We start from the raw sequence: 23,197 nt of genomic DNA on the forward strand, positions 1-23,197 counted from the left end.
CGTGCGACGCCGCGCACAGTGCTTGTTTTGGAGGCACGGCTCCATAATACTGGTTGACATGTCCTCATCCGTGGCGCGGCCGCGCAGGCGCATCGGCTTCCTGGTGTTCGACGGTGTCAAGATGCTCGATTTCGCCGGTCCGGCAGAAGTATTCGTGGAGGCCAATCAATCGGTATCCGACTACGAGGTGGTGCTGATCTCCCCCGACGGGAGCGGCGTGCGCACCTCGCTGGGCACCACCATCGAGGTCAATGCCGCGGCGGCCGACGCCGGGGACTTCGATACCGTCGTCGTTCCGGGCAGCGAACTGCCGCCCGCCCGGTTCGTCACCGATCACCTGCTGGCTGCCGCCCGCGACCTCTCGACCCGGACCCGTCGGCTCGCCTCGATCTGCAGCGGCGCGTTCGTGCTGGCCCGGCTCGGATTGCTGGACGGCAGGCCCGCGACCACCCATTGGAAGTTCACTCGTGAACTGGCGCAACGGTATCCGGCCATCGAGGTGCGGCCCGACTCGATCTTCGTGCGCGACGGCAATCTGTACACCTCGGCCGGGGTGGTGGCGGGTGTCGATCTGGCACTGGCCCTGGTCGAGGAGGACCACGGGCCGGAAGTGACTCGGCGCGTGGCGCAATCGCTGGTCGTGTACATGCAGCGCGGCGGCGGCCAATCCCAGTTCACCGCGGCGCTGAGCGGTCCACCGCCGCGCAGCGCCCTCGTCGCCCGGGTGGCGGATCTGATCTGCTCGAATCCCGCCTTCCCGCATACGGTTCGCACCCTCGCCGCCCATGCCCAGGTCAGTCCCCGCCATCTGACCCGCCTGTTCCGCACCGAACTGGAGCGGTCCCCCGCCGAATACGTGGCCTTCGTGCGCTTTTGCGCCGCCCGCGATCTCCTGCACGCGGGCCACACCGTCACCGAGGCCGCCATGGCCGCGGGCTACGGCAATAGCGAAGCCCTCCGCCGCGCCTTCATTGCCCGCCTCGGCATTTCGCCGCGCAAGTACCAACAGCGTTTCCGCTCAACGGGTTCGGCGGCTCTCTTGGACGATAAGGCGCTGTCGGACGAGACGACAGTGTCGGACGAGACAGAACTGTCGGACAGGGCTGAACTGGCCATGTCCTGATCCGGCGCACGTTCGCGCGAACGACTCAGGCCCCGAGCCGGATGGCTCGGGGCCTGAATTCGCTTGTGCGAGGCTTACTTCAGACGGAGGCTGCCGAAGAGGCCTTCCTTCTCGCCATTGGGTCCCGCGGTGAAGTAGAGGGCGTCGGCGTCGCCGAGGGATTCGCCGTTACCGAACATGAGGCCCCAGAGGCCGTCGATTTCGACGGGCTTGCCGTCGCCGTCGCGCAGGTAGTCGACGAACTTGCCGGTGGCGTCGTCGAGGGCGAGGATGTGGCCCGCGCCGCCGAAGTTGCCGATCAGGAGCTTGCCGGAGAGCGGGCCGAAGCCCTGCGGGGCAATGGTGACGGCCCAGGGGGCGTTGAGTCGGCCGTCGGCGTCGAGGGTGCGAACCAGCTTGCCGTTCTTGTCGAACTCGGCGACCTGGCCCTTCTTGGCCTTGTTGCCCGCGTCCTTTTCCTTGTCCTTGTCGAGCTTGTCCTCCTCACCCGCCTTGAGCTGGGTGGGGTCGCCGTCCTTGGGCTGGGTGACGGCGTAGGTGACGAAGACGCGGTCGCCGATGGTGGCGACATTGAAGGGGGCCGGATCGCCGATCTTCAGCTTCTTGCCCTTGGACGCGTCGGCCGGGTCGATGGCGTCACCGGTGGCGAAGGGGTTGGCGAAACCGGTGGTGGGCACCAGCTTCCAGTCCTTGTCGAAGGTGCGGATCTGCGGATCCTTGCCGAAGTCGGCGGCCAGCAGCTTGGTGCCGGAGGGATCCAGGGCGATGCCCTTGAAGCCCATACCCTGTGCGCTGCCGTCGAATTCGAGCACGGCCGGGCCGTCGTGGCGCACGATGGCGCCGTTCGCGCCCTGCTCGGTCCAGCCGGAGATCTTGCCCGAGTCGGTGGCGAAGATGAATCGCGCGGAGCCGGTGAGCTTTTCGTCCTTGCCGTCGTAGCTGACCGGCTGGTCCTTCACCGCGAAGATGTCGGAGGTGATGGGGGCCGGGTTGAACACCACGCCGGTGGTCTTGCCCTCGGAGTCGTCGCCGTCGTCGTCCGGGACGGAGTCCGCGCCCGGAATGGTGACCAGCTTCAGCGGATCCTGGAACATCTTCTGGTACTTGGCATCCGGCGATTTGGTGACATCGCCGACGTACTGGAAGGAGTAGCCGCCCGCGCCGACCCAGAAGTGCCCGCCCGCGCCCTTGGGCCGGTCCGCGATGCCCCAGGCGTTGATGAAGCGCTCATCGGTGAACGGCGCCTTGTCCGACGCCTTGTTGGAGGCGATATTGACCTGGGTGTAGTGATTGCCGTCGAGCGCCTTGACGTCGTCATTGTTCGACTTCGTACTGCCGCATGCCGCCGCCACAACCAGTGCCGCGCCCACAGCCGTGACACGCAGCAGGGTCTTGCGCACCGGCGGCATGCCGCTCGAGCGTCCGTTCATCCTCAGGTCCTTCTTCCAACACAACGCCCAGGTGCGGCGTTAGGTGATGCTAACCATAGCTGGAAGGACCCGCGGGGTGTTAGGGGACCCTGAATTCGGCCCTGACCTGGTCTTCCGTCAGGCCGTAGTCGGCCAGGGAGTAGCGGTGGGACGGTTTGCGGTCGCCGGACTTGCTCTCCTCGTCGAGCGCGACCATGGCCGCGCGCGCCGCATCGGTGTACTCGAGGCCGAAGGTCGAGTAGATCTTCTCGATGGTCGCGAACGGGTTGGCCCGCAGTTCGTCGAACTCGATGTCCAGGAACTGGTCCGGGTTGTACCGTGCGCGGGCGGCGGTGAACTCGCGCAGGCCGCGTGACCACAGTTCGAGCTGGGTCGCGCCGATCGTCTCGCCGACGAAGGTGGTCGACCAGCCCTTGGTGGTCAGCTCGGACAGGCTGCACGAGGAGCCCACGATGGTGACCGGGTCGCGGTGGGTCTGAATGATCAGCGCGTCCGGGTAGACCTTCATGAGCGCGTCGAGCGCGAACAGGTGGCTGGGATTCTTGAGCACCCAGCGGCGTTGATCACCGAGCCCGATCAGCTGGAGGTTCTTGCGGTGTCGCGCATAGGCGTCGGTCCAGTCCTGCTTGCGCAGCCACTGCGAGTAGGTGGGCAGGTAGGCCAGGGACTCGTAGGAGATGGACTTGACCGTCTGTCGCATGAGCTGCCAGCACTCTTCCGGCTCGGCGGCCGTCATGTAGTGCACGCCCATGTATTCCGGATTCTCGATCCGGTGCTGTGCGAAGCCCTGGTCGACGGCCCGGTAGACGGGATTGTCGGCCCAGGTGTCGCGCGGCGGGCGCGGCTGCGGGAAGTCGGCCAGCCACATTTCCAGGGCCTGGTGCTGGGGGTCGGCGGCGAGCAGCCGGTGCAGCGCGGTGGTGCCGGTGCGGGGCAGGCCGGTCACGAAAATCGGTCTGGTGATGGCGGTTTCGGTGTGCTGCGGGTTGGCCTTGAACGAGGCCTCGCTCAGGGCGCGGGCCACCAGCGCGCCGCGCAGGAAGTAGCGGCTCATCTTGGAGCCGAGCTCGGTGAGCCCGGCATCGCGCTGATAGGACTCGAGCAGGACGCCGAGTGCCTCCAGATAGTCGTCGGCTCCGAAGTCCTCGAGGCCGGTGACCTTGGTGGCGGAGCGGTGTAGATCCTCGATGGTGCCGACGTCGGTACGTCCGGTCATGATGGGTGAAACTCCTTGCTCAGACGTGGTATTCGCCGCAGTTGACGTCGATGGTCTGCCCGGTGATGGCATTGGCCCACGGTGACATCAGGAAGACGATGGTCTGGGCGATCTCGTCGGGCAGCGGCAGCCGCTTCAGATCGGATTTGGACGCGGTCTGCTGGTAGACCTGCTCCTCGGTGATGCCGTACTTCTTGGCGATCTCGCCGAAGTACCACTTCAGCTGGTCGGTCCAGATGTAGCCGGGCAGCACGCTGTTGACGCGAATCCCCTTCTCCCCCAGCTCGGTCGCCAGGGTCTGCGACATGGCCAGCAGGGCGGCCTTGGCGATCTTGTAGCTGCCGTAGCGGGGTTCGGAGTGGCGCAGCACCATGGAGTTGACCATGACGACCGAGCCCTTGGTCTCGGCGAGGGCGTCGGTGAAGGCCTGGGTCATGCGCAGATTGCCGAGCACGGTGAGATCGACGGACTCGCGGATCTGCTCGAAGTCGGTGCGCGCCAATGGCTTCATGGACGGCACCTTGAAGGCATTGTTCACCAGGGCGTCCACCCGCCCGAACGTTTCGAGGGTGCGGGCGGCCAGGTTCTGCACGGTCGCCGGATCGGTGATATCGGTGGGCACGCACAGGGTTTCCGCGCCGCCCTCGGCCGCGATCTCCTCGGCGACCTCCTTCAGCTTGGACTCGGTGCGCGCGGCGAGCACGACCTTGGCACCGGCGGCCGCGGCCTCGAGGGCGATGGAGCGGCCGAGGCCGGGTCCGATGCCGCTGACCACGACGACCTTGTCGGCCAGCAGTCCTGTCTTCAGCCTGGTCACTACCCCAGCATCCTTTCCGCGAAGGCGCGCTGGCGGTTCGCGATTCGTTCCCGCCACCCGGCCTCGTCGATCCGATTGTGTTCGTAGTTGGGCAGCCGTTCGGCCACCTTGTCGAACGGGACCAATTCGATGGTCGGCCCGTCCTCGGGCGTGATGACCCGGCCGACCCGCTGCCAGCGGAACTGCAGGATGCCCAGCTTGCGGCCGGTGGTCTCGATCCAGTTGGCAATCCCCGGGTTTCGGGCCGACACCACCATGCGGATCATGCCGTCCGGATCCACCTGCGCCTGCCGATGATTCAGCGAAGTCTGGTGGTTGACGTAGTCCAGGGAGATGTACCAGCGGCTGCCCAGCTGGAAACCCTGATACGGCGCATCGGATTTCGGGACGGTGATGATGAGCGCCTGATCGTCCTCGAGCTCGAAATGCCCGACCGAGGAGTACTGGGTGCTCAATCCGCCCGGGGTGAGCCGGGGTTCGGTCAGCGTATTGACCGGCAGATTCAGGTAGAACCACTTGGGGAAGTTGAACCAGGTGTGCACCCGGGTCAGCAGCATGCGCCCGGCCGCGCGGTACCGCTTGCGCAGCTGCTCCACCCCGGCCTCGACCGGCGGCGTGCCGATGGTGTCCACACGTTCGATGCGAATGCTGCCCTTGCGCTCGGCATTCCAGTCGCCGTACACCTCGCGCACGGCCAGCATGGACGCGCCCTCGCCGAGCACGAAGTAGTTGGGCTCCGGATTCTCCTTGGGCGGCCCGAAGCGCAGCCGGTAGCTGCCGTCCTCGTCGATGGTCAGGCGGCGGTCGTCGAACGCGTCGTCACCGTTCGGGACATCGGTGGCGGTGTAATCGCCCTTGAGGACTTGGAAACTCAGATCGACGGTGCTGCCGCGCACACCGGTGAGCAGGTATTCCGCGCCGGGCTCGATAGTGGCGTGGTAGTAGAGCGTGTCCGGGTTGTCCAGGCCCATCTTGGTGTACGGGCCGGTGGAGGACACGAAGTACGGGTGCGAGGTGCCGTGCGCCCGCGACAGCTGCAAGACCGCCGCGATGCTGCCCTGCAGGTAGTCGTAGCCCTCGGCGAGGTCGTGCGGGTCACGGATGAAATCCGCGGCGGCAATGAGCTTTTCGGCCTCGGTCACCGCCGCGATGAATGGATCGGTGAGCGCCAGCTCGGCCTGCTCGATGTCTGGTTGTGTCATCGGTTGTCTGCGATTCCTAGTGATTCTCGAATTCGACGGGCGATCTCGGACGGCGTCCCGTCCGCGGGGGTGATGGTCAGATCGGCGAACTCCGGCCGCTCGTAGGGCGAGCTGACGCCGGTGAATTCGGGCAGCTCCCCGGCGCGGGCCTTCTTGTACAGGCCCTTGGGGTCGCGCAGTTCGCATTCCTCGAGCGGGGTGTCCACGAAGACCTCGCGGAACGGCAAATGCTTGCCGTCGTGCAGTTTTCGCGCTTCCCGCCGCTCGGCGCGGAAGGGGCTGATGAGCGAGACGATGGCGACCACGCCCGCGTCGGCGAACAGCGCGGCGACCTCGGAGACGCGGCGAATGTTCTCGCGCCGGTCCTCGTCGGTGAAGCCCAGATTCTTGTTCAGGCCGTGCCGCAGGTTGTCGCCGTCGAGGAGATAGGCGGGCTGCCCGGCGGCGATCAGCTGCCGCTCCAATTCGACCGCGATGGTGGACTTTCCGGAGCCCGACAGCCCGGTCAGCCACACGGTCGCACCGGCGCTGAGCCGCTGCCCGCGTTCCACGGCGGAGCTGTGCCACACCACATTCGAGGCCTTGTGCTCGACTCGCGGTGTGCCGGTGGAACGTCCGGTGATCATGCCCGCGGCGACGGTCTGGTTGGTGGTTTCGTCGATGAGGATGAAGCTGCCTGTGGCGCGGTTCTCCCGGTACGGGTCGAACAGCAGCGGCTGGCGGCTCTTGAGGCTCACGCGGCCGATGTCGTTGAGCGACAGGGCATCCGCGTCGGTCTGCCTATGCAAGGTGTTCACGTCGAGCCGGTAGTCCAGCTCGCTCACCTCGACCTTGGAGGTCTGGGTGGCGGTGCGGATGGAGTAGGAGTTCCCGGCCCGCAGCTGGGTGTCGTCGGAGAACCAGCACACCATGGCGTCGAGCTCGCGGTCGGTGTGCGGCTGGTTGCCGGGACGGGCGAGCATATCGCCACGGCCGATATCGATTTCGTCGTCGAGGGTGAGCGAGACGGCCATGCCGGTGAACGCCTCGTCGACCTTGCCGCCGCCCGGAGCCCAGATCTGATTCACCCGGCTGGTGCGGCCCGAGGGCAGCACCACCACCTCGTCGCCCGGTTTGAAGATGCCGCCCGCGACCGTGCCCGCGTAGCTGCGCTGGGTCTCGCCGTGCGGGCGGATCACGTACTGCACCGGCAGCCGGTTGTCGATGAGGTTGCGGTCCGACGCCACGTGCACCTCCTCGAGGTGGCGCAGCAGCGGCGGGCCCGGATACCAGTCGGCGGTGCGCGGCGAGGGATCCACGACATTGTCGCCGTGCAGGGCCGAGACCGGAATGAAGCTGAGGTCGCCGACATCGAGCTTGGTGGCGAAATCCGCGAATTCCGAACGGATTTCCTCGAACCGCTGCTCGGACCAGTCGACCAGATCCATCTTGTTCACGCACAGCACCAGGTGACCCACGCCCAGCAGCGAGGACAGGAAGGCGTGGCGGCGGGTCTGCTCCGAGACGCCCTTGCGCGCGTCGACCAGAATGAGCGCCAGGTCCGCGGTGGACGCGCCGGTCACCATGTTCCGGGTGTACTGCACATGCCCCGGGGTGTCGGCAATGATGAATTTCCTACGCGGCGTGGAGAAGTAACGGTAGGCGACATCGATGGTGATGCCCTGCTCGCGTTCGGCGCGCAGGCCGTCGGTCACCAGCGACAGGTCCGGTCCGTCGCCGCCGCGCGAAAGGCTCGCGCGCTCAATGGCATCCAGCTGGTCGGTGAACAGGCTCTTGGAGTCGAACAGCAGCCGCCCGATGAGGGTCGATTTGCCGTCGTCGACGCTGCCCGCGGTGGCGAGCCGTAAGAGGTTGCGGCGCATCAGAAGTAGCCCTCTCGCTTGCGGTCTTCCATGCCGGATTCGGAGATGCGGTCGTCGGCGCGGGTGGCGCCGCGCTCGGTCAGGCGGGTGACGGCGGTTTCCGCGATCACCTCGGCGGCGTCGACGGCGGTGGATTCGACGCAGCCGGTGCAGTCGGCGTCGCCGAGGGTGCGGAAGCGGACGGTGGCCTCGAACCGTTTCTCGTCCGGGCCGAAGGTCAGGAATCGATTGTCCGCCAACAACATTCCGTCGCGCTCGACGACCGTGCGGCGGTGCGCGTAGTACAGCGGGGGCAGTTCCACCTCGGCCTGGCCGATGTATTCCCAGATGTCGAGCTCGGTCCAGTTCGACAGCGGGAAGACGCGAATGTGCTCGCCCTTGCGGTGTCGGCCGTTGTAGAGGTTCCACACCTCCGGGCGCTGCGCGCGCGGATCCCACGCACCGTATTCGTCGCGGAAGCTGAACACCCGCTCCTTGGCCCGCGCCTTCTCCTCATCGCGTCGCGCGCCGCCGAAGACCGCGTCGAAGCGATGCTCGCCGATGGTGCGCAGCAGCGTGGCCGTCTGCAGCCGGTTGCGCGTCTCGCCGGGACGCTCGGTCACCCGGCCCGCGTCGATATCGTCCTGCACCCTGCCGACCAGCAGCTGAGCTCCCAGCCGCGCGACCGTGCGATCCCGGAAGTCGATGACCTCGTCGAAATTGCGCCCGGTATCGATGTGCAGCAGGGGGAACGGTAGCGGCGCGGGCCAGAACGCCCGCCGCGCCAGCTCCAGCATGACCGCCGAATCCTTGCCCCCGGAGAACAGCAGCACCGGCCGTTCGAAGGTCGCCGCCACCTCCCGAATGATGTGCACCGATTCCGCCTCCAAGGCGTTCAGGTGCGACAGCTCATATCCCGCGCGCATCTCTCAACCCATTCGCCGCGCCGCCGACCCCGCGTTGCCCGAAGACTTGCAGTGTCGAATATTCGACGCTATTGTTCGATTATGTGACACCGACGATAAGTCGGCATCGGGGCGACGGTCAATACCCGTGCCCGAATTCCCGCGTCCCGCCGTCACTCCGGTACAGATGACAGCTGCCCCGACCGATACGATCGGGCCCGACCCTCCCGGGCCGCCGGGACCGACACCAGCAGGGAACGAGTTGCCTGAATCCACCACCGCCCCAGTCGCTTCCGAACCGGGCACGGCGGCCGAACCAGCTCCAGCCCCCGCCTCGCCGCCGACCCACCGCGTCGTGCAGGCCATCGAACTGCTGTCCCGCCACCCCGGCGAACGGCTCACCCTCGCGCGTATCGTCCGCGCCACCGGCATGTCCCGGGCCACCGCCCACGCCGTGCTCACCCAGCTCACCGCCGACGGCTGGACCATCCGTGACGCCGATGGAAACTACGGTCTCGGACTGGGTTTGGTGACCGTCGCCCGCCGTGCCGAGTCCGCCTTCCCCCTGCGCGGGCTGGCCCTGAATCCCATGCGACGCCTCGCCGACGACCACGGCATCCCCGTGTTCCTCGCCGAGTTGGAACGCCAGGGCGACGCGCCGTCCGCCGGAACCGACGCCATCGTCATTACCGAGGTCATCGGCACCCCGCCGGTCCCCTGGATCCGCAATGCCCGCCGCATGCCCTTCGCCCCTCCGGTGTGTCGCGAATTCGTCGCCTGGGCACCGGATTCCGAGCGCACCGCCTGGCTCGCGGCCGCCGACCCCCGCCACCGCCCCCGGCTCGAGGCCGTCCTCGACGCCATCGCCGCCCGCGGCTACTCGGTGGAACGCCTCGCCGACGACTCCGCCCCCATGCTCGAGGCCCTCGCAACCCTGCGCCACTCCCCTGTCACCGACCCCCTCCGCCACCGCCTCTCGGCCATGATCGCCGACCTCATCACCATCGACTACCTCCCCGACGAACTCACCGACCACAATGCCGTCGTTTCCATTGCGGCCCCGATCTTCTCCCCCACCGGCACGGTCATCGCCTCCGTCGTCGCCTGCCCCGACACCAACCTCTCGGCCACCCGTCTGCGCGCCCTCGCGGACGCCACCATCGAAGCGGCAACCACCGTGACCACCACGCTCCGCGCCTGATTCACCCCTCCCGGCGCGCCGCCGTACCGGGCGTAGGTTTCCTCCGATCTCGCGGAGCGGGTCAGGCGAGCAGCGCGTGGACCGCGGTGTGGGCGAGGATGGTTGCGCCTAGACCGGCGAGCAGGGTGGCCGCGATGTTCAGGGCGGCGTAGAGGTAGGTGCGCTGTTCGGCCAGGCGAATGGTTTCGTAGCTGAAGGTGCTGTAGGTGGTGAGCGCGCCGCAGAAACCGGTGCCCGCCACCATCATCCAGGGGGTGGAGAGGGCGGCACCGGTGAGGCCGCCCAGGATCAGGCAGCCGGTGAGGTTGACCAGGAAAGTGCCCCAGGGGAAAACGCTGTCGTGCCGGGTTTGGACCGCGCGGTCGGTGAGGTAGCGCAGGGGCGCGCCGATCATCGCGCCGAGAGTGACGAGCAGCAGGGTCATGCGGCGGCCTTTCGCCCGGGGCGGCGGGTGGCCGCGTAGGCCGCGCGGGTGAGGCGCACCGCGACGAGGGTGGCCAGCAGCGCGCACAGGAGGGTCAAGACGAAATACGTGAAGGCGGTGACGATCGTGTCGGGGCTCAACAGGGCGCGGGTGTCGTTGGCGTAGGTCGAGAATGTGGTGAAGCCGCCGAGAATGCCGACGCCCAGGAATGGCCGGACCAGCGGATGCGCCACCCAGATCTCGGTCACGGCGACCATGAGGATGCCGATGAGGAAGCAGCCCAGCACATTGGTCACGAAGGTCGCCCAGGGGAATCCGCCGGGCGGGGTGGGCCACAGCTGCGCCAATCCGTAGCGGGCCAGCGCTCCGAACGCGCCGCCGACGGCGATGACCGTCACGATCGCGACCTGCGAACGCGCCAGCTCCCGCCGGTGTTCGGTCCGGTGGATATCGATATCCGGATCGTTGGGTTCCCCGGCCCTGCCGGACGTGGTCAGCTCACTGCTCACCGAAGTCTCCTACTCCATGCCGCCGCAACGGCTTCCAGGGGTAGGGACTGTTGGTGGCGACGCCACGGTTGTTCCGGACCGGGTCCGGAGCGGCGAGCCCCACCGCCGCAATCTCGTCCAGGGTAGTCTGCCGCGCCCGCCCGCCGGGCCGATGGTGAAGCGAATCACACACCACGCTGGCCGTGTTCGCCCTGGTCAGAGGCGTGCACGCAGCCATGTGACGAGGGCGGAGACGGTCTCCGGGTCGAGATGGGTGTCGGCCGAGTTGTACTGGGTCATGGCTTCGCCCTGCGTCAGTTCGGCGTGGGGGCGGGGCTCGTATTTGAGAATGTGGTTGGCGTTCTCGGGGAACAGAAACGACACGTTCTCGTGCCCATCGGCCGCTCGCTCGAGCACCTGACCGTCGGCCTGCCAGTCCACCTGCAGGTCCTTCTTTCCGATCACCACCAGCACGGGCACCCGCACCCGGCGCAGCGGTTGCGCCGCATCGGCGGTCCACAATTCGCGGGCGAAGGGCAGATTGGCCGGATTCTCCAGGGACAGCAGCAGATTGCGCACGCCCTCGGGAAGCTCTGGGTCGGGGGCGACGGCCTCCCCGGCCTGGAATCGCGCGATCGACGCGTCGTAAAGTCCCATCAGCTCTGTGCCATTGGGTAGGGCCGTGGCCTGCGCGGCGAGCTGCGCCCGGGCCACATCACCCACCGCCCGCCCGGGTGGCGCGGCCAGGATCAATCCGGCGAACGGCGGCTGGGAGCCGCTGAGCGCGTAGTTCAGCACATGCAGCGTTCCCTCGCTATTGCCCAGCCCAAAGATTCGATCGCCGCGGATATCGTCCTCATCCGCCAGGAGGTGCACCGCGCCGATGAGTTCGTCGAGGTGACTGCGCATGCTCAGCGTGCCGATCAGCAGCGGAATCGTCTCGCGCACATGGGGCCCCGACGCGCGCTTGTCATACCGTATCGACGCGATCCCGGCCTCCGCCAAGGCTTCGGCGAGCAATCGGCCGCTGCCATTGGTTCCCGGGAGCAGCGGCGAATTCCAATCCCGGTCGGTCGGCCCACTGCCCGCCACAAATGCCACACCCGGAAACGGCCCGGCGCCATCGGGCTTCACCAGCGTCCCGTACACGGTGGTAGGACCCAGTTCCCAGCTGACCTCGCGACTACGCATGGCCGAATCGTAAGCAGTCCCCACCCCGCCGACAGCGCGGCACGCAGGGTCCCCTCGAATCCGAGGATGGTCACGTGGATCGTATTGATGCGCAACACGAGTCGGCGCAGACCGCGACGCCGGTCCAGGACACCCTCCGGCACCATCGTGCAGACCGCTCCCGGCTGGTGGCGGCACCAATGCCGCGACGACCACGAGTGGTGGCAGCCCAGATGCCAGCCTCACGGTGATCACCACCGCTGGGACCACCGCCGGTAGCCATTGATCGGAGCAGTCCACAAACGTCGGCGGCCCGCACCATGAGGGTGCGGGCCGACGAATTCTGTTGCGGGGAGCGGTATGTCGATCAGCGGTTGGCGAGTTCCGCGAGCTGGTAGGCCAGCTTGTGGCGGAAGGCCGGGATGCGGGCGAGGGTGCTGATGACGAGGTTGCGGACCAGGCGGGCGGGCAGGGGGCGCAGGGTGGCCATGCGGGTGACCCGATCGGTGAAGCTCACCACGCCGAGCGCGACGGGGCGGCGGGTCTTCTCGTACTCGTCGAGGGTGGCCTCGGGTGCGCCGCCGACCACGGCGGCCAGCAGCTTGCCGAGCATGGCGGCGTCCTGGATGCCGGTGTTCATGCCCTGGCCACCGGCGGGGCTGTGCACATGGGCGGCGTCACCGGCGAGCAGGATGCGCCCGGCGCGGTAGTGGTCGGCGACCCGGTGGTGCACGCGGAAGCGCGAGCTCCAGATGATCTCCTCCACCTTGACGTGCGCGCCCGGACGGCGGGCGTCGACCAGCGCCTGGACATAGGCCAGGTCCTGGTGTTCGGGAGCGTCGGCCACGGTGGCGACAATGCGGTAGCGGTCGGGCCGCGGGTCCGGCAGCGGCGCGACCACGGTGACGCCCTCGGGCGAGAGGTGCAGCGACACCTCGTCGCGCGGGTCCGGCCAGGTCATGCGGACGTCGGCGAGGACGAAGGATTCGGGGTAGGTGGCCCCGGTGAAACCGATTCCCGCGGCCTCGCGGACCTTGCTGTGCATGCCGTCCGCGCCGATGACCCAGTCCGCCCGAAGGGAATTCACGGTGCCGTCGGCATCGGTGTACTCGACGGTGACCCCGTCGGCGTCCTGCGTGAGGGACCGCACCTCGGTGTGCCGGAAGACCCGTGCGCCCGCCTTCTCCAAGCGCGCCAACAGGATTGCCTCGGTGGATTCCTGACCGATCATGACGGTGTACGGGTACTTGGTGGGCAGACCCGCGAAGGAGACGCGGGCCAAGACCCGATCGCCGTCGTGCATCACGAAGTTCGGCACCACGATGCCGTGCTCGTGCAGCTGCTCGGTGACACCGAACTGTTCGAGCACCTCGAGGGTGCGGGCGTGCACGACGACCGCGCGGGAGGTGTTCGCGCCCGCGGCCAGCTTGTCGAGCAGCACCACGTTCACACCGGCGTCGGCGAGGGCGATGCCCGCGGTCATTCCGGCGGGACCGGCACCCACGATGACGACCGAGGCGGTGGCGGGGACGGTGTTCATGACGACTCCTGAAGCTCTGCCAACATTTGTTGGCCAACGTCTGTTGAATTAAACGATACGACCCGGTCGGAGCCATGTCAACAGTTGTTGGCCAACGAATGTTGACCTATGCCGCGCACGGAACTCACGGTATGCCGCCCGAGACACGCGCCCGCGTGCCCTTTCGCGCCAATAAGGGACCTGGCACACCGCCGGGGTGGTCGCCGTTCGCCGCGATCATGGGACTGCTCGACACCACGCCGGTGGACATCGGGCTGCGCACGATCGGGACCGACCTGGGGCCTCGCTGGCGACGTGCTCAGCCTTCGGCGGCCGCGGCCAGCGACTGGAAGACGCTCGCGGTGCGGGTGTGCGGGGTCGCGCAGTAGACGATGAGCCGTTGATCGGTGTCGGAGATGTGCAGCAGCTGGCAGTGAAAGTCCAAGGGGCCCAGGTCGGGATGGCGAATGCGCTTGCGGTGGGTGCGCCGCACCTCCACCTCGTGCGCGCCCCACATGTCGGCGAAACGTCGTGAGGTGCCCAGCAATTCGGTGACCAGCGCCGACAGCGCCGGATGGCCGGGATAGCGGGCGTAGGCGGCCCGCAGATCGGCGATGATCGCGCGCGCGAAATCGCGGGTGTCGGCATCGGACCACTGCGGATGGTCGGCCGCCTCGCGGAACATCCAGCGCACCATGTTCCGCTCGTGCGACGGCACGGTGTCGAGATCGCCGAGGAAGGGTGCCGCGGCGCGATTCCAGGCCAGCACCTCGTAGGTGGCGTCCACCACGTACGCGGGTGCGGCGAGGTTGTCGAGGATGGTCCGAATCTCTTGGGGCACAGTCCGGTTCGGCCCGGCGGTCGCGGGCGGCTGCTCACCGGCGATCCGGTACAGAAACTCGCGTTCATCCACGGTGAGCATGAGGGCCCGCGCGAGCGCGGCCAGTACCTGCCGCGAGGGCTTCGAGCCGCGCGCCTGCTCCATGCGGATGTAGTAGTCGACCGATATCCCGGCCAGCTGCGCGACCTCCTGGCGGCGCAATCCCGGTGCGCGGCGGTTGAGTCCGGCGGGCAGGCCGACATCGCTGGGTGTCAGCCGATTGCGCCGAGCCTTCAGAAAGGCCGCGAGTTCGCTCCTGTCAGCCATGGCTCCAGTGTGGTCCGCGAAGGTGGTACAAAGCGGTCCTCCCGCGAAACACGCGATGGCCCGATGCTTTTCACATGAACAAAACAGCACTTATCACAGGTGCCAACAAGGGCATCGGCTACGAGACCGCCCGGCAGCTCGCCGCCCGCGGCATGACCGTCCTGCTCGGCGCGCGCGACCCCGAACTCGGACAGGCCGCCGCCGACAAACTGCGGGCCGAGGGCGCGGACGCCCACTTCGTCCGAATCGATGTCACCGACGAGGAATCCATCGCCGCGGCCGCCGCGCGCATCGAGGCGGACTTCGGCAAGCTCGATGTCCTGGTCAACAATGCCGCCATCAGCGGCGGTCTCGAGGGCGACGGCAAGCCGTCCTCCGGCACGCTCGCCACCCTGCGCCAGGTATACGAGACCAATCTGTTCGGACTGGTCGCGGTCACCAATGCGCTGCTGCCGCTGCTGCGGCGGGCCGAGGCGGGGCGGATCGTGAACGTATCCAGCGAGGTCGGCTCGCTGGCCGGGCGCACCAATCCAAACAACCCGTTGTCGCAAATGGTTTCGGCGATCCCGTACACCTCGTCCAAGACGGCGGTGAACATGGCGACGGTCCTGTACGCGATGGAACTGAAGGACACCCCGATCAAGGTGAACGCCGCCAACCCCGGGTATACCGCGACGGATCTCAACGGCAACAGCGGATTCCGCACCGCCGAACAGGGCGCGGAACCCAGTGTGCACCTCGCAACACTCCCCGAGGACGGCCCGTCGGGCACCTTCTACGGATACATCTGGGGACAGGACGAGTACGGCCGGATCGATTGGTGATCATGGGCCGATTCGTGCACTTTTGGCTCGGCTCCGACAGTTTCCTGCCCGATCGTGGCCGATAGTGCACGAATAGGCCCATTCCCTACCAACTCCCAATCGATGGCGGCTCCCCTCGATGCCACATGTCGCCGCCGTCGCGCTCGCAGCGGGGCTGCCACCATTCATGCATCTGGCGGCAGTGGTGCTCGAACCAGAAGTCGCCGTCGTCGCGGGGCTGTCGCTGGCCTTGGCTTTGGTCGCCACCGCCCTCATCCTGACCTTGTCCTTGGTCTTGACCTCGATCACCACCGTGGTGGGTGGCCAGGATGGCCGGGGAATTCGTCGCGGCGGCCTGGGCGGTCGCCGATCCGGTGGCCAGGGAAACGGTGATGAGGGCGACCGCCATGGCCGCACTCCCGAGTCTTCCGATCATGTTCATTCTTCGTATCGCGTTGCGTACCAATACGACCCATGATCGTTACCCCCGGCCCTTCGATGCATGGACCGCGACGCCGATTAAACGCCCTCATCGTCACGGCGCAAGGGACATCACGGTTCACCGTCAGCGCGGCTTCCGGTTTTGAACGCAATGAACCGTCCATCCGACTGGACAGCCGGTTAGGGCTGACCGAGCCCGACGCGCCTTTCCCGGAGCAGCAGAAGCGCATACGCGGCGATGGTCTGAGCATCGACGATCGCGCCGCTGACGATCATGTCCTCCAGTTCGTCCCGCGTGAACCAGGCCGAGGTCATGTCGCGTTCGGAATGCTCGCGCTCATGCGGCCCTTCGGTGAGTTCGGTCGCCAGCACGACGTGCCCGTACTGGTTGCTGGTAGCCGGAGCGGGCGACACCTTCCCCAGGAATTCGAGCCGCCCCGCCCGCAGCCCGGTCTCTTCCCGGAGTTCCTGGCGAGCCACCTCGATGGCGTCGAACTCGCCACCGGCCACGGCCCCACCCGGAAATTCCCAGCACCGCCGCCGCAAGGGATACCGGTACTGCTCGACCAGATGAAACCGCTCCCCGTCCCGGGGAATCACCACCGCGAACTCGGCCTTCTCGATGTACGCGTAGATGGACTCCTCCCCGTCCGCCTGCCGAACCACGTCCTCCCGCAGCGTGATCCACCGATTCGAGTAGACCTCACGACTCTCGACCATCTCCATCCCCCGATCCTCCCCCACCCCCGCACCAAGATCAGGGAGCTGTCAGCGTGGAAATTCGCCCGAATCCCCTCCGCGACGGCTCCCTGATCTTGATCAGCCCTTCGTGCGCGGGAGGGGCGCTTGGTCGGCGACGCCGTTCCAGGTGGATTGCGCGCCGGACTCGCCGATGCGGTACACCTGCACGGTCGCTGCGGTACCGACGGCGATGGTGAGGACCGCCAGCGCGCCCGCCAGCAGGCGGGAGGGGGTGTGGCCGCGGGTTTCGCGGCGATGCAGGACGGCGAGCAGGATCGCGACGGCCAGCAGCGGCAGGGCGAAGTAGATCATGGTGTCGCCGAGGTGAGTGTGGTTGTGCAGGGCGGGAGTTCGAGGAATGCGCTTTTCGAGCCACTCCCCCGCATCGGTGGTGACCGGCGTCATGACGACGACGATCACGGCGAGAACGAGCACCAGCCACACCAGCCGACGCCGAGCGGCAGGCCAAACGGCCGCGAGTATCGCCAGCACCGCGGTGAGCGGCACCAACACCACGATGAGGTGAACCAGCAAAACGTGGGCAGGCAGCCCATTGATCGAGGACATCGACACTTTTCCTTCACGCGGCGACAACTCCCCGAAAGTCTCCACACCCCCGCTGTGAACACGCTGAGCCTCGCCCCCGAACCCCCTGCGCGCCCTCGCGCAAGCGACGAGCATGCAAATCAGCAGGTGTCTTCTCGGGATTTAGCTGCTCATTTGCATGCTCGTGGGGGGTTAGGTCAGGCGGGCGGGGGCTAGGGCGGCGCGGGCGTCCATGAGGGCGAAGCCTAGGAGGTTTTCGCCGCGCCATTGGGAAGGGTCTGCGGCGGAGGGGTTTTCGGCGGACAGGCCGATGCCCCAGATGGTGTCTCGGGGGGCCGCTTCGACCAGGATTTTGTCCGCGGTTGCGAGGAGGAAGTCGCGCAGGATGTCGTGCTGGCCGAATTTGGCGATGCTGCCGCGCAGGACGATGTCGAAGCGGTGGGCTTCCCAGGTGTCCTGGTCGAAGCCGGAGATCGCGCGGCCGAGGCGTTTGGCGTCGGCGGGGGTTTCGCTGGCCAGGATGCGGGTGCGCATCTGCTCGTCGCCGAACAGGCGCGCCTTCTCGGCCATCATGAAATGTTCTGCGCTGCCGTAGGTTTGGCCGTCCACGGTGAACTCGACCGGCCACCATTGGCTGAGCACCCATTTCCCGACCTCGTGGCCGGGAGTGCGAGTGTGCCCCCAGAAGAAGAGGAACTCCGGTCTAGCCCCGTCCGCCATCTCAGCTGTCAGCTGCGCCCTGTCCACGCCGCGACCCTAGCCGAACCTGGTGACAGGATTGCCGGTATATCCCGCCACGCCGCGCCGACGCGCCGCCGCGGGCGTGATCAGCTCGACAGGGCGCGCAGGCGGGTCATGATTTCAGCGGGGGGATGGTCGTGGACGCGGTAGCGGGGTGGGTCGTACTCCTCGGCCAGTTCCAGGGGGACGAGTCCGGTGACAGCTTCCCAGGCCACGCGGAAGACGTCGCCGTCGGCGGTGACGAAGCAGATGAAGTCGGCCTTGGGGAGGAGCTGGGTGACGCCGTCGGGCCAGGAGGTCATGGTGGTTTCGCCGCCGTTCGGGTCGCGCAGGTGCAGCAGTTCCTGGATGCCGCCCTCGCGATCCTGGTCGGCGCGCAGCTTTTCGGTCTGGCCGCGGTAGGCGCTGACCGCCAGCTGGATTTCGGCGTGGCGGATGGCGGCGGCCGCGGGATGGTCGGGCTCGACGCGCAGGGGGACGATCTCGCCCTCGTCGTCGACGGTGTACGGCACCGTGGACAGCGGCCGCAGCGCCGCCTCGTAGCGCTCCTGCGCCAGCGACATGAGTTGCACCAGCACCTGGGATGTCGCGCCCAGCACGACGAACATGCCCAGGTGCCCGGGTAGGAACAGCAGTGGGCGCGTGTCACTTCGAGCCCGCACCCCGGCCAGCCAGCCCGCGACCAGCGGCAGCGAGCCGACATAGCTCTCGCCGTCGTCGTCGGCGAACTCCAGCACCCGCACGCCCTGCGGCGGATCGAACGCCTCCATGGTGTTCATGGCCAGTTCGGTGAGATTGGCGTGGGCGATGGAATACACGGTCTCGGCGTCCACGTCCCAGCGCGAAAGATCCTGCCTGGTAACGAATTGCACGGTACTGGGCAGATCGATGACCACCAGCTCCGACAGATACGGCATGGCGGGCCGCGACAGCACCAGGTCCCGCCCGTCGAGTCCCTCGACCTTCACCGCCCCGTACCCGGCCTTGCGCAGCACCGGCCGCAGCTTGGGCGCGACCTGCTCCCACCCCGGCGGCGCGTCCGGCGGCAACAGCAGCGCGCCGACCGCCTCGAACACCGCGGCGGTCACCTTCCCGTCGAATCGCCGATACAGCGTGTCCAGGTTCAGTTTCGCCGCGTACCCGTTCTTCAGCGTGTACGCGATCTCGTACGCCTCGGCATCGAACCGCGCCGATTCCACGGCGTCGTACCCGAGCACGTGTTCCAACACCTTCTTACCGAACCGATTTCGCCCCGAACCGAACAATTCACTCAGGAAACTCATGACGCCCCGCCCAGGAAACCCATGGCGCGGACTCTACGCCCGAGCGGCGACAAACGCTCCCCGCAAACCCACAGGGAACCTGTGTGCCACAACCGAAAACGCGCTGTTCACACGGCGTCCGCGCGGTGTGCATTGAGACGCCTGTCCAACTACGAGCACAATGCGCGTGACTATGGTTAGCTGTAGCGCCATGAGCACGCCCGTCTCCACCCACCCCGACGAATTTCTGCCCCGCGACACCGCGGATGTGGTTCGGACCGTTCGGGATTCGCGACGTTCGACGAAACCGCTGATCATCCGGGGTGGGGAACGACCGGACGAGGAGTTCGGGCTGCCCGATCAGGGCGGTGTGCTGAGCCTGCGCAAAATGAACCGCGTGCAGGTGGTGGACGCCGATGCCAGGACGGTGCGGGTGCAGGCGGGGGCGCGCCTCTACGACATCGACAAGACCCTCGGCGCGCACGGGCTCGGGCTCCCGATCGTCGGCGATCACCGGGACATCACGGCGGGCGGATTCGCGGCGGTGGGCGGGCTGTCGGCGGCCTCGCACCGCTTCGGCATGTTCAGCGACAATGTGGCCGAGCTCGAATACGTCGATCAGGACGGACGTTTCGGCACCTGCGGGCGCACCCATCACGCGGAGCGCTTCCACAAAATCCTGGGCGGGGGCGGACGCACCGGGATCATTACCGCGTTGACGCTCGAGGTGACCGATGTGGACAAGGACCGCACCTGGCTCACCACCGACGCGCACCGCTTCCTGGACTTCGACACCTGGGTCGAGCACTCCTACAAGGAGATTCAGTCCCCCGGCGACGCCATGCTGCAGGTGGGCCGCTGGGTCGACACCGCACCCCTGAAGGTGGCCCGCCCGGTCGGCACCGGCACCGTGCAGCTGGGCACCGTGCGCTTCGGCCAGTGGTCGAGCCTGCACCCCACCACCCCCAACCTGTCCCTGCGCGCCCGCCGCGAGGTCGGCGCGCGCGCCCGAAAGTCGCTGGGCGCCATTGCCGCCTCGGCGGGCGGCCGCGCCGGTATGCCGGTCCGCAATGCCGCCGCGGGCGCGCTCATGTTCGCTCCGAAGGTGCTGACACTGCGCGATGCGGAGTACCTGGCCGATACGGTCATCTCCTCCTCGGAGCGCGGACCGGCCTACCGCGTCTCGGTTTTCGCGCCCCTGTCGAACTACACCAGGGTCTTCCACGGCCTGCACGACCTGTTCGCCGGGCACCGCGAACGCACCGGCTGCTTCACCGTCATCTCGGCCATGACCTACGGTGTGCGGTCCCGCTACCTGCGCGAACTCGACAACGAGGACCACGGCTTCATTACCTTCACCTGCCGCCTGCGCCCGGCCGCGCTGCCCTCGGAACTGTTGCGGGACATCGTTTCCGCAATCGACGAGATCTGTCTGGCCGAACGCGCCCGGCGTTATGACCCGACCGAATAGAATGTGTTCCGCCGCACCGCCAGCTATCGCATAGCAGCCGCGTCTCGAATGGCACAGCTGCTCGGATGGCGCAGCGGGGCGGCGGTATCGGTGCTGTCGGCGGGGCATCGGTGCATGGTTCATGCTCAATCCTCAGATGAAGGTTGCCTGTCCCATGATCGAATTCCGTGCTGCCCGCCGCCCCCGCACCACCGGCTCCCTGACCGGTGAGATCCCCATCGAGGGCAAACGCATCGTCGTCACCGACGCCACCTCCGATATCGGGCGGGAAACCGCGCGACTACTGGGTTTTCACGGCGCCGAGGTAATCCTGGTCGCGCGCAACGGCTCCCAGCTGGTCGAGGAGTGCGCCACCATCATTCAGGCCGGGGGCCGCGCCCACTGGTTCCGCTGCGACATCTCCGCCCTCGGCGATGTGGATCAGCTGGTCGAATGGCTGCTCACCGAGTTCGACGCGGTCGACGTGCTGGTCAACAACACCGGCCGTCCCACCCGTCGCCCGGTGCTGCAGTCGCTGGACCGCTTTCGCGACTACCAGCGCACCATGGCCGCTTACTATTTCGGCCCGCTGCGCCTGACCCTGGGCCTGCTGCCCGCCATGCTCGCGGGCGGTTCCGGGCACGTGGTGAATGTCGGCCCGTGGAGCCCGGAGACGGCGGCCGCCCCCAATTTCTCCTCCTACGCCGCCGCCCAGGCCGCCTGGACCACCTTCGGCCAGTGCGCCGACGCCGAGCTGTCCCCGCGCGGCATTCACGTCACCACGGTCCAGTACCCGGCCTTCAAGCTCCCCGCCGATTCCGCGACCCACCGCTCCGAGGGCTCGTCCCTGGACCCGTCCGAGGCCGCCCGCTGGATCGAGTCCGCCATCCGCACCCGCCCGGCCCAACTCCAACCCCGTTTCCCGCGAGCCCTGCTCGGCCTCACGACCATGGGCCCGCGCACCACGCGCCTGAAGCACGCCCTGGGCATCTAGCCGCCGAATGAGGGGCGGGTGGGGCGCACGGCAAAGCGCCCCACCCGAATTCGGATGGGGCGCTTCGTTTCTCAGCTCAGTGCTGTTCTCGGCTCAGTGCTTTTCCGGTCCGAGGTGGTACTCGAACACCAGGCCGCCCGCGGCGACCAGGATGCAGATGACGCCGATGGCGATCAGCCAGAACTGGAAGAACGCCAGGCCCAGGGCGGCGATGGAGCCCGCGCCCGCGAGCAGGATGGGCCAGAACGAGCCGGGCGAGAAGAAGCCCAGGTCGCCCGCGCCGTCCACGATCTCCGCCTCTTCGTAGTCCTCGGGACGCAGGTCCAGGCGACGGGCCACGAAGCGGAAGTAGGTGGCCACGATCAGCGCCAGACCGGCCGAGAGCACGATGGCGGTGGTACCGGCCCACTCGACGCCGGTGCGCGAGCGGCCGGTGAAGTAGCCGTAGACCACGGCCACGATCACGAAGAAGACCGTGATCAGTTCGAAGATGCGAGCTTCGACCTTCATGTCAGTTCATCCTCACTTGGCGTCGGCGAGTTCGTTACCGCGCGCCTTGCGGTCGGTGTTGAACGGATGGGTGGAGGTGGCGACCGGCGACTGACCGATGGAGGCCAGGGCCTCGGCATTGGTCTTGCCCTCCTGACGCGCCTTCAGGTACTTGTCGAAGTCCGCCGGGGACACCGCACGAATCTCGAAGTTCATCATCGAGTGGAAGGTGCCGCACATCTCGGCGCAACGGCCGACGAACGCGCCTTCCTTCTCGATCTTGGTGATCTGGAAGACGTTGTCGGAGTTGTTCTGCTTCGGGTTCGGCATGACGTCGCGCTTGAACAGGAACTCCGGCACCCAGAAGGAGTGGATGACGTCCGCGGCGGCCAGCTGGAACTCGATGTTCTTGCCGGTGGGCAGGACCAGGACCGGGATCTCGTTGGAGGTGCCGACGGTCTCGATCTTGTCGTAGTTCAGGTACGAGATGTCATTGGCGGGCAGACCGTTGTTCGGGCCCGGCTGCGGGTGCCCGTTCTTGGTCGCTTCCTTGTACTCGTCCTTGATCTGCTGGTTCATGTCCTGACGGGCGTGGTCGACACCGTCGTAGATGGAACCGTCGGCCATGACGACCTTCTGGTAACCGAACTTCCAGTTCCACTGGAACGCGGTCACATCGACGGTCACGTCCGGGTTGCCGACCTTCTCGTGCACGTAGTTCTGCACGACCACGGTGAAGTAGAACAGCACCGCGATGATCACGAACGGGATCGCGGTGTAGCTCAACTCGAGCGGCACGTTGTAACCGGTCTGCCGCGGGAACTCCGGGGAGTTCGGCTTCTTGCGGTGGAACGCGATGGTCCAGAAGGTCAGACCCCACACCAGCACACCCATGGCGAGGGCGGCCAGCACGGACCAGGTCCACAGCTCACGCATGCGGGTGGCCTGCGGCGTGATGCCCGAGGGCCAGCCGAACCGAAGCCACGGGTTGTCGATCGAGCAGCCGGAAACGAGCATCGCGGTCATCCCCAAGGACACCGCCAGCCCGGCCCGCCGAAGGATGCGGCCCCGCCGACCCTGGGCGGGTCGTGCCCCTATCGCCTCGCTCGCCTTGTGCGCCACGCTCAACGCCTTCCTGGTCGTCATTCCGACACCGCGCCGCCCGGGCTCCCTTCCGCCGGGCGACACAACTTCAGCACAGTTTGGGGCTCGGGGAGGGTACACGCGAACGCACAACCGACCCTGAG

Annotated in this window: 23 protein-coding genes; 6 read left to right on the forward strand and 17 right to left on the reverse strand. The window is 67.3% G+C overall.

Annotated features, from left to right (window positions below; translation table 11 throughout):
• The first annotated feature begins 58 nt into the window (after positions 1-58).
• The gene (locus tag VMT40_RS36470) at positions 59-1,123 is read left to right on the forward strand and encodes a GlxA family transcriptional regulator (protein WP_326364212.1); all 1,065 of its coding nucleotides are present in this window, start codon (positions 59-61) and stop codon (positions 1,121-1,123) included.
• Between the two features lie 74 nt (positions 1,124-1,197).
• On the opposite strand, the gene VMT40_RS36475 is transcribed toward VMT40_RS36470, so the two are convergent.
• The 6 genes from VMT40_RS36475 to cysD form a co-directional block, all read right to left on the reverse strand.
• Positions 1,198-2,553 carry a TIGR03118 family protein gene (locus tag VMT40_RS36475; protein ID WP_326364213.1) on the reverse strand — a complete coding sequence of 452 codons (1,356 nt, stop codon included), beginning with the start codon at positions 2,551-2,553 and terminating at the stop codon, positions 1,198-1,200.
• Positions 2,554-2,632: 79 nt separating this feature from the next.
• Positions 2,633-3,769, reverse strand: coding sequence for a sulfotransferase family protein (locus tag VMT40_RS36480; protein WP_326364214.1), 1,137 nt, complete (start codon positions 3,767-3,769; stop codon positions 2,633-2,635).
• A 19-nt stretch (positions 3,770-3,788) separates the two neighbouring features.
• On the reverse strand, positions 3,789-4,586 hold the full coding sequence (locus VMT40_RS36485; RefSeq protein WP_326364215.1) for an SDR family oxidoreductase: 798 nt from the start codon (positions 4,584-4,586) through the stop codon (positions 3,789-3,791).
• Positions 4,586-5,788: a hypothetical protein gene (locus VMT40_RS36490; protein WP_326364216.1), complete on the reverse strand. Its 1,203-nt coding sequence runs from the start codon at positions 5,786-5,788 to the stop codon at positions 4,586-4,588. The genes VMT40_RS36485 and VMT40_RS36490 overlap by 1 nt, the downstream gene beginning before the upstream one ends.
• Positions 5,785-7,650 carry an adenylyl-sulfate kinase gene (gene cysC, locus VMT40_RS36495; RefSeq protein WP_326364217.1) on the reverse strand — a complete coding sequence of 622 codons (1,866 nt, stop codon included), beginning with the start codon at positions 7,648-7,650 and terminating at the stop codon, positions 5,785-5,787. Before cysC ends, VMT40_RS36490 begins: the two co-directional genes overlap by 4 nt.
• Positions 7,650-8,555, reverse strand: coding sequence for a sulfate adenylyltransferase subunit CysD (cysD, locus tag VMT40_RS36500; protein ID WP_326313056.1), 906 nt, complete (start codon positions 8,553-8,555; stop codon positions 7,650-7,652). Before cysD ends, cysC begins: the two co-directional genes overlap by 1 nt.
• 334 nt (positions 8,556-8,889) lie before the next feature.
• Here cysD and VMT40_RS36505 point away from each other — a divergent pair, with 334 nt between their 5' ends.
• The gene (locus VMT40_RS36505; RefSeq protein ID WP_326364218.1) at positions 8,890-9,735 is read left to right on the forward strand and encodes an IclR family transcriptional regulator; all 846 of its coding nucleotides are present in this window, start codon (positions 8,890-8,892) and stop codon (positions 9,733-9,735) included.
• Between the two features lie 61 nt (positions 9,736-9,796).
• Here the strand turns inward: VMT40_RS36505 and crcB (VMT40_RS36510) are convergent, their stop codons facing one another.
• The 5 genes from crcB (VMT40_RS36510) to VMT40_RS36530 all read right to left on the reverse strand — a co-directional run bounded on the left by crcB (VMT40_RS36510) (position 9,797) and on the right by VMT40_RS36530 (position 14,483).
• Positions 9,797-10,159: a fluoride efflux transporter CrcB gene (gene crcB, locus VMT40_RS36510; protein ID WP_326364219.1), complete on the reverse strand. Its 363-nt coding sequence runs from the start codon at positions 10,157-10,159 to the stop codon at positions 9,797-9,799.
• Positions 10,156-10,668 carry a fluoride efflux transporter CrcB gene (gene crcB / locus VMT40_RS36515; protein ID WP_326364220.1) on the reverse strand — a complete coding sequence of 171 codons (513 nt, stop codon included), beginning with the start codon at positions 10,666-10,668 and terminating at the stop codon, positions 10,156-10,158. Before crcB (VMT40_RS36515) ends, crcB (VMT40_RS36510) begins: the two co-directional genes overlap by 4 nt.
• A gap of 195 nt (positions 10,669-10,863) precedes the next feature.
• A complete protein-coding gene (locus VMT40_RS36520) occupies positions 10,864-11,838 on the reverse strand; it encodes an alpha/beta hydrolase family protein (protein ID WP_326364221.1) in 975 nt (324 codons plus the stop codon).
• Between the two features lie 346 nt (positions 11,839-12,184).
• Positions 12,185-13,357 (reverse strand): FAD-dependent monooxygenase, encoded by a 1,173-nt coding sequence (locus tag VMT40_RS36525; protein ID WP_326364222.1) that lies wholly within the window; start codon positions 13,355-13,357, stop codon positions 12,185-12,187.
• 298 nt (positions 13,358-13,655) lie between these two features.
• A complete protein-coding gene (locus VMT40_RS36530; RefSeq protein ID WP_326364223.1) occupies positions 13,656-14,483 on the reverse strand; it encodes a helix-turn-helix transcriptional regulator in 828 nt (275 codons plus the stop codon).
• 74 nt (positions 14,484-14,557) lie between these two features.
• Between VMT40_RS36530 and VMT40_RS36535 the strand changes: the two genes are divergently transcribed.
• Positions 14,558-15,307: an SDR family oxidoreductase gene (locus tag VMT40_RS36535; protein ID WP_326364224.1), complete on the forward strand. Its 750-nt coding sequence runs from the start codon at positions 14,558-14,560 to the stop codon at positions 15,305-15,307.
• Positions 15,308-15,425: 118 nt separating this feature from the next.
• Positions 15,426-15,764, forward strand: coding sequence for a hypothetical protein (locus tag VMT40_RS36540; protein ID WP_326364225.1), 339 nt, complete (start codon positions 15,426-15,428; stop codon positions 15,762-15,764).
• Positions 15,765-15,907: 143 nt separating this feature from the next.
• Here the strand turns inward: VMT40_RS36540 and VMT40_RS36545 are convergent, their stop codons facing one another.
• The 4 genes from VMT40_RS36545 to VMT40_RS36560 all read right to left on the reverse strand — a co-directional run bounded on the left by VMT40_RS36545 (position 15,908) and on the right by VMT40_RS36560 (position 19,038).
• Positions 15,908-16,453, reverse strand: coding sequence for an NUDIX hydrolase (locus tag VMT40_RS36545; protein ID WP_326364226.1), 546 nt, complete (start codon positions 16,451-16,453; stop codon positions 15,908-15,910).
• A 93-nt stretch (positions 16,454-16,546) separates the two neighbouring features.
• Positions 16,547-17,035, reverse strand: a complete 489-nt coding sequence (locus tag VMT40_RS36550) for a DUF2231 domain-containing protein (RefSeq protein WP_326364227.1) — start codon at positions 17,033-17,035, stop codon at positions 16,547-16,549.
• A gap of 171 nt (positions 17,036-17,206) precedes the next feature.
• A complete protein-coding gene (locus tag VMT40_RS36555) occupies positions 17,207-17,761 on the reverse strand; it encodes an NADAR family protein (protein ID WP_326364228.1) in 555 nt (184 codons plus the stop codon).
• Between the two features lie 80 nt (positions 17,762-17,841).
• Positions 17,842-19,038 carry a hypothetical protein gene (locus VMT40_RS36560; RefSeq protein ID WP_326364229.1) on the reverse strand — a complete coding sequence of 399 codons (1,197 nt, stop codon included), beginning with the start codon at positions 19,036-19,038 and terminating at the stop codon, positions 17,842-17,844.
• Positions 19,039-19,228: 190 nt separating this feature from the next.
• Here VMT40_RS36560 and VMT40_RS36565 point away from each other — a divergent pair, with 190 nt between their 5' ends.
• Together VMT40_RS36565 and VMT40_RS36570 are read left to right on the forward strand one after the other, a co-directional pair.
• A complete protein-coding gene (locus VMT40_RS36565) occupies positions 19,229-20,488 on the forward strand; it encodes an FAD-binding oxidoreductase (protein ID WP_326364230.1) in 1,260 nt (419 codons plus the stop codon).
• Between the two features lie 154 nt (positions 20,489-20,642).
• On the forward strand, positions 20,643-21,461 hold the full coding sequence (locus tag VMT40_RS36570) for an SDR family NAD(P)-dependent oxidoreductase (RefSeq protein WP_326364231.1): 819 nt from the start codon (positions 20,643-20,645) through the stop codon (positions 21,459-21,461).
• Positions 21,462-21,554: 93 nt separating this feature from the next.
• On the opposite strand, the gene VMT40_RS36575 is transcribed toward VMT40_RS36570, so the two are convergent.
• Together VMT40_RS36575 and ctaC are read right to left on the reverse strand one after the other, a co-directional pair.
• The gene (locus VMT40_RS36575; protein ID WP_326313041.1) at positions 21,555-21,971 is read right to left on the reverse strand and encodes a cytochrome c oxidase subunit 4; all 417 of its coding nucleotides are present in this window, start codon (positions 21,969-21,971) and stop codon (positions 21,555-21,557) included.
• A 12-nt stretch (positions 21,972-21,983) separates the two neighbouring features.
• Positions 21,984-22,976, reverse strand: coding sequence for an aa3-type cytochrome oxidase subunit II (gene ctaC / locus VMT40_RS36580; RefSeq protein WP_326364285.1), 993 nt, complete (start codon positions 22,974-22,976; stop codon positions 21,984-21,986).
• Positions 22,977-23,197 lie beyond the last annotated feature (221 nt).

This window comes from Nocardia sp. CDC160 (assembly GCF_035818795.1).
Classification (GTDB): Bacteria; Actinomycetota; Actinomycetes; order Mycobacteriales; family Mycobacteriaceae; genus Nocardia.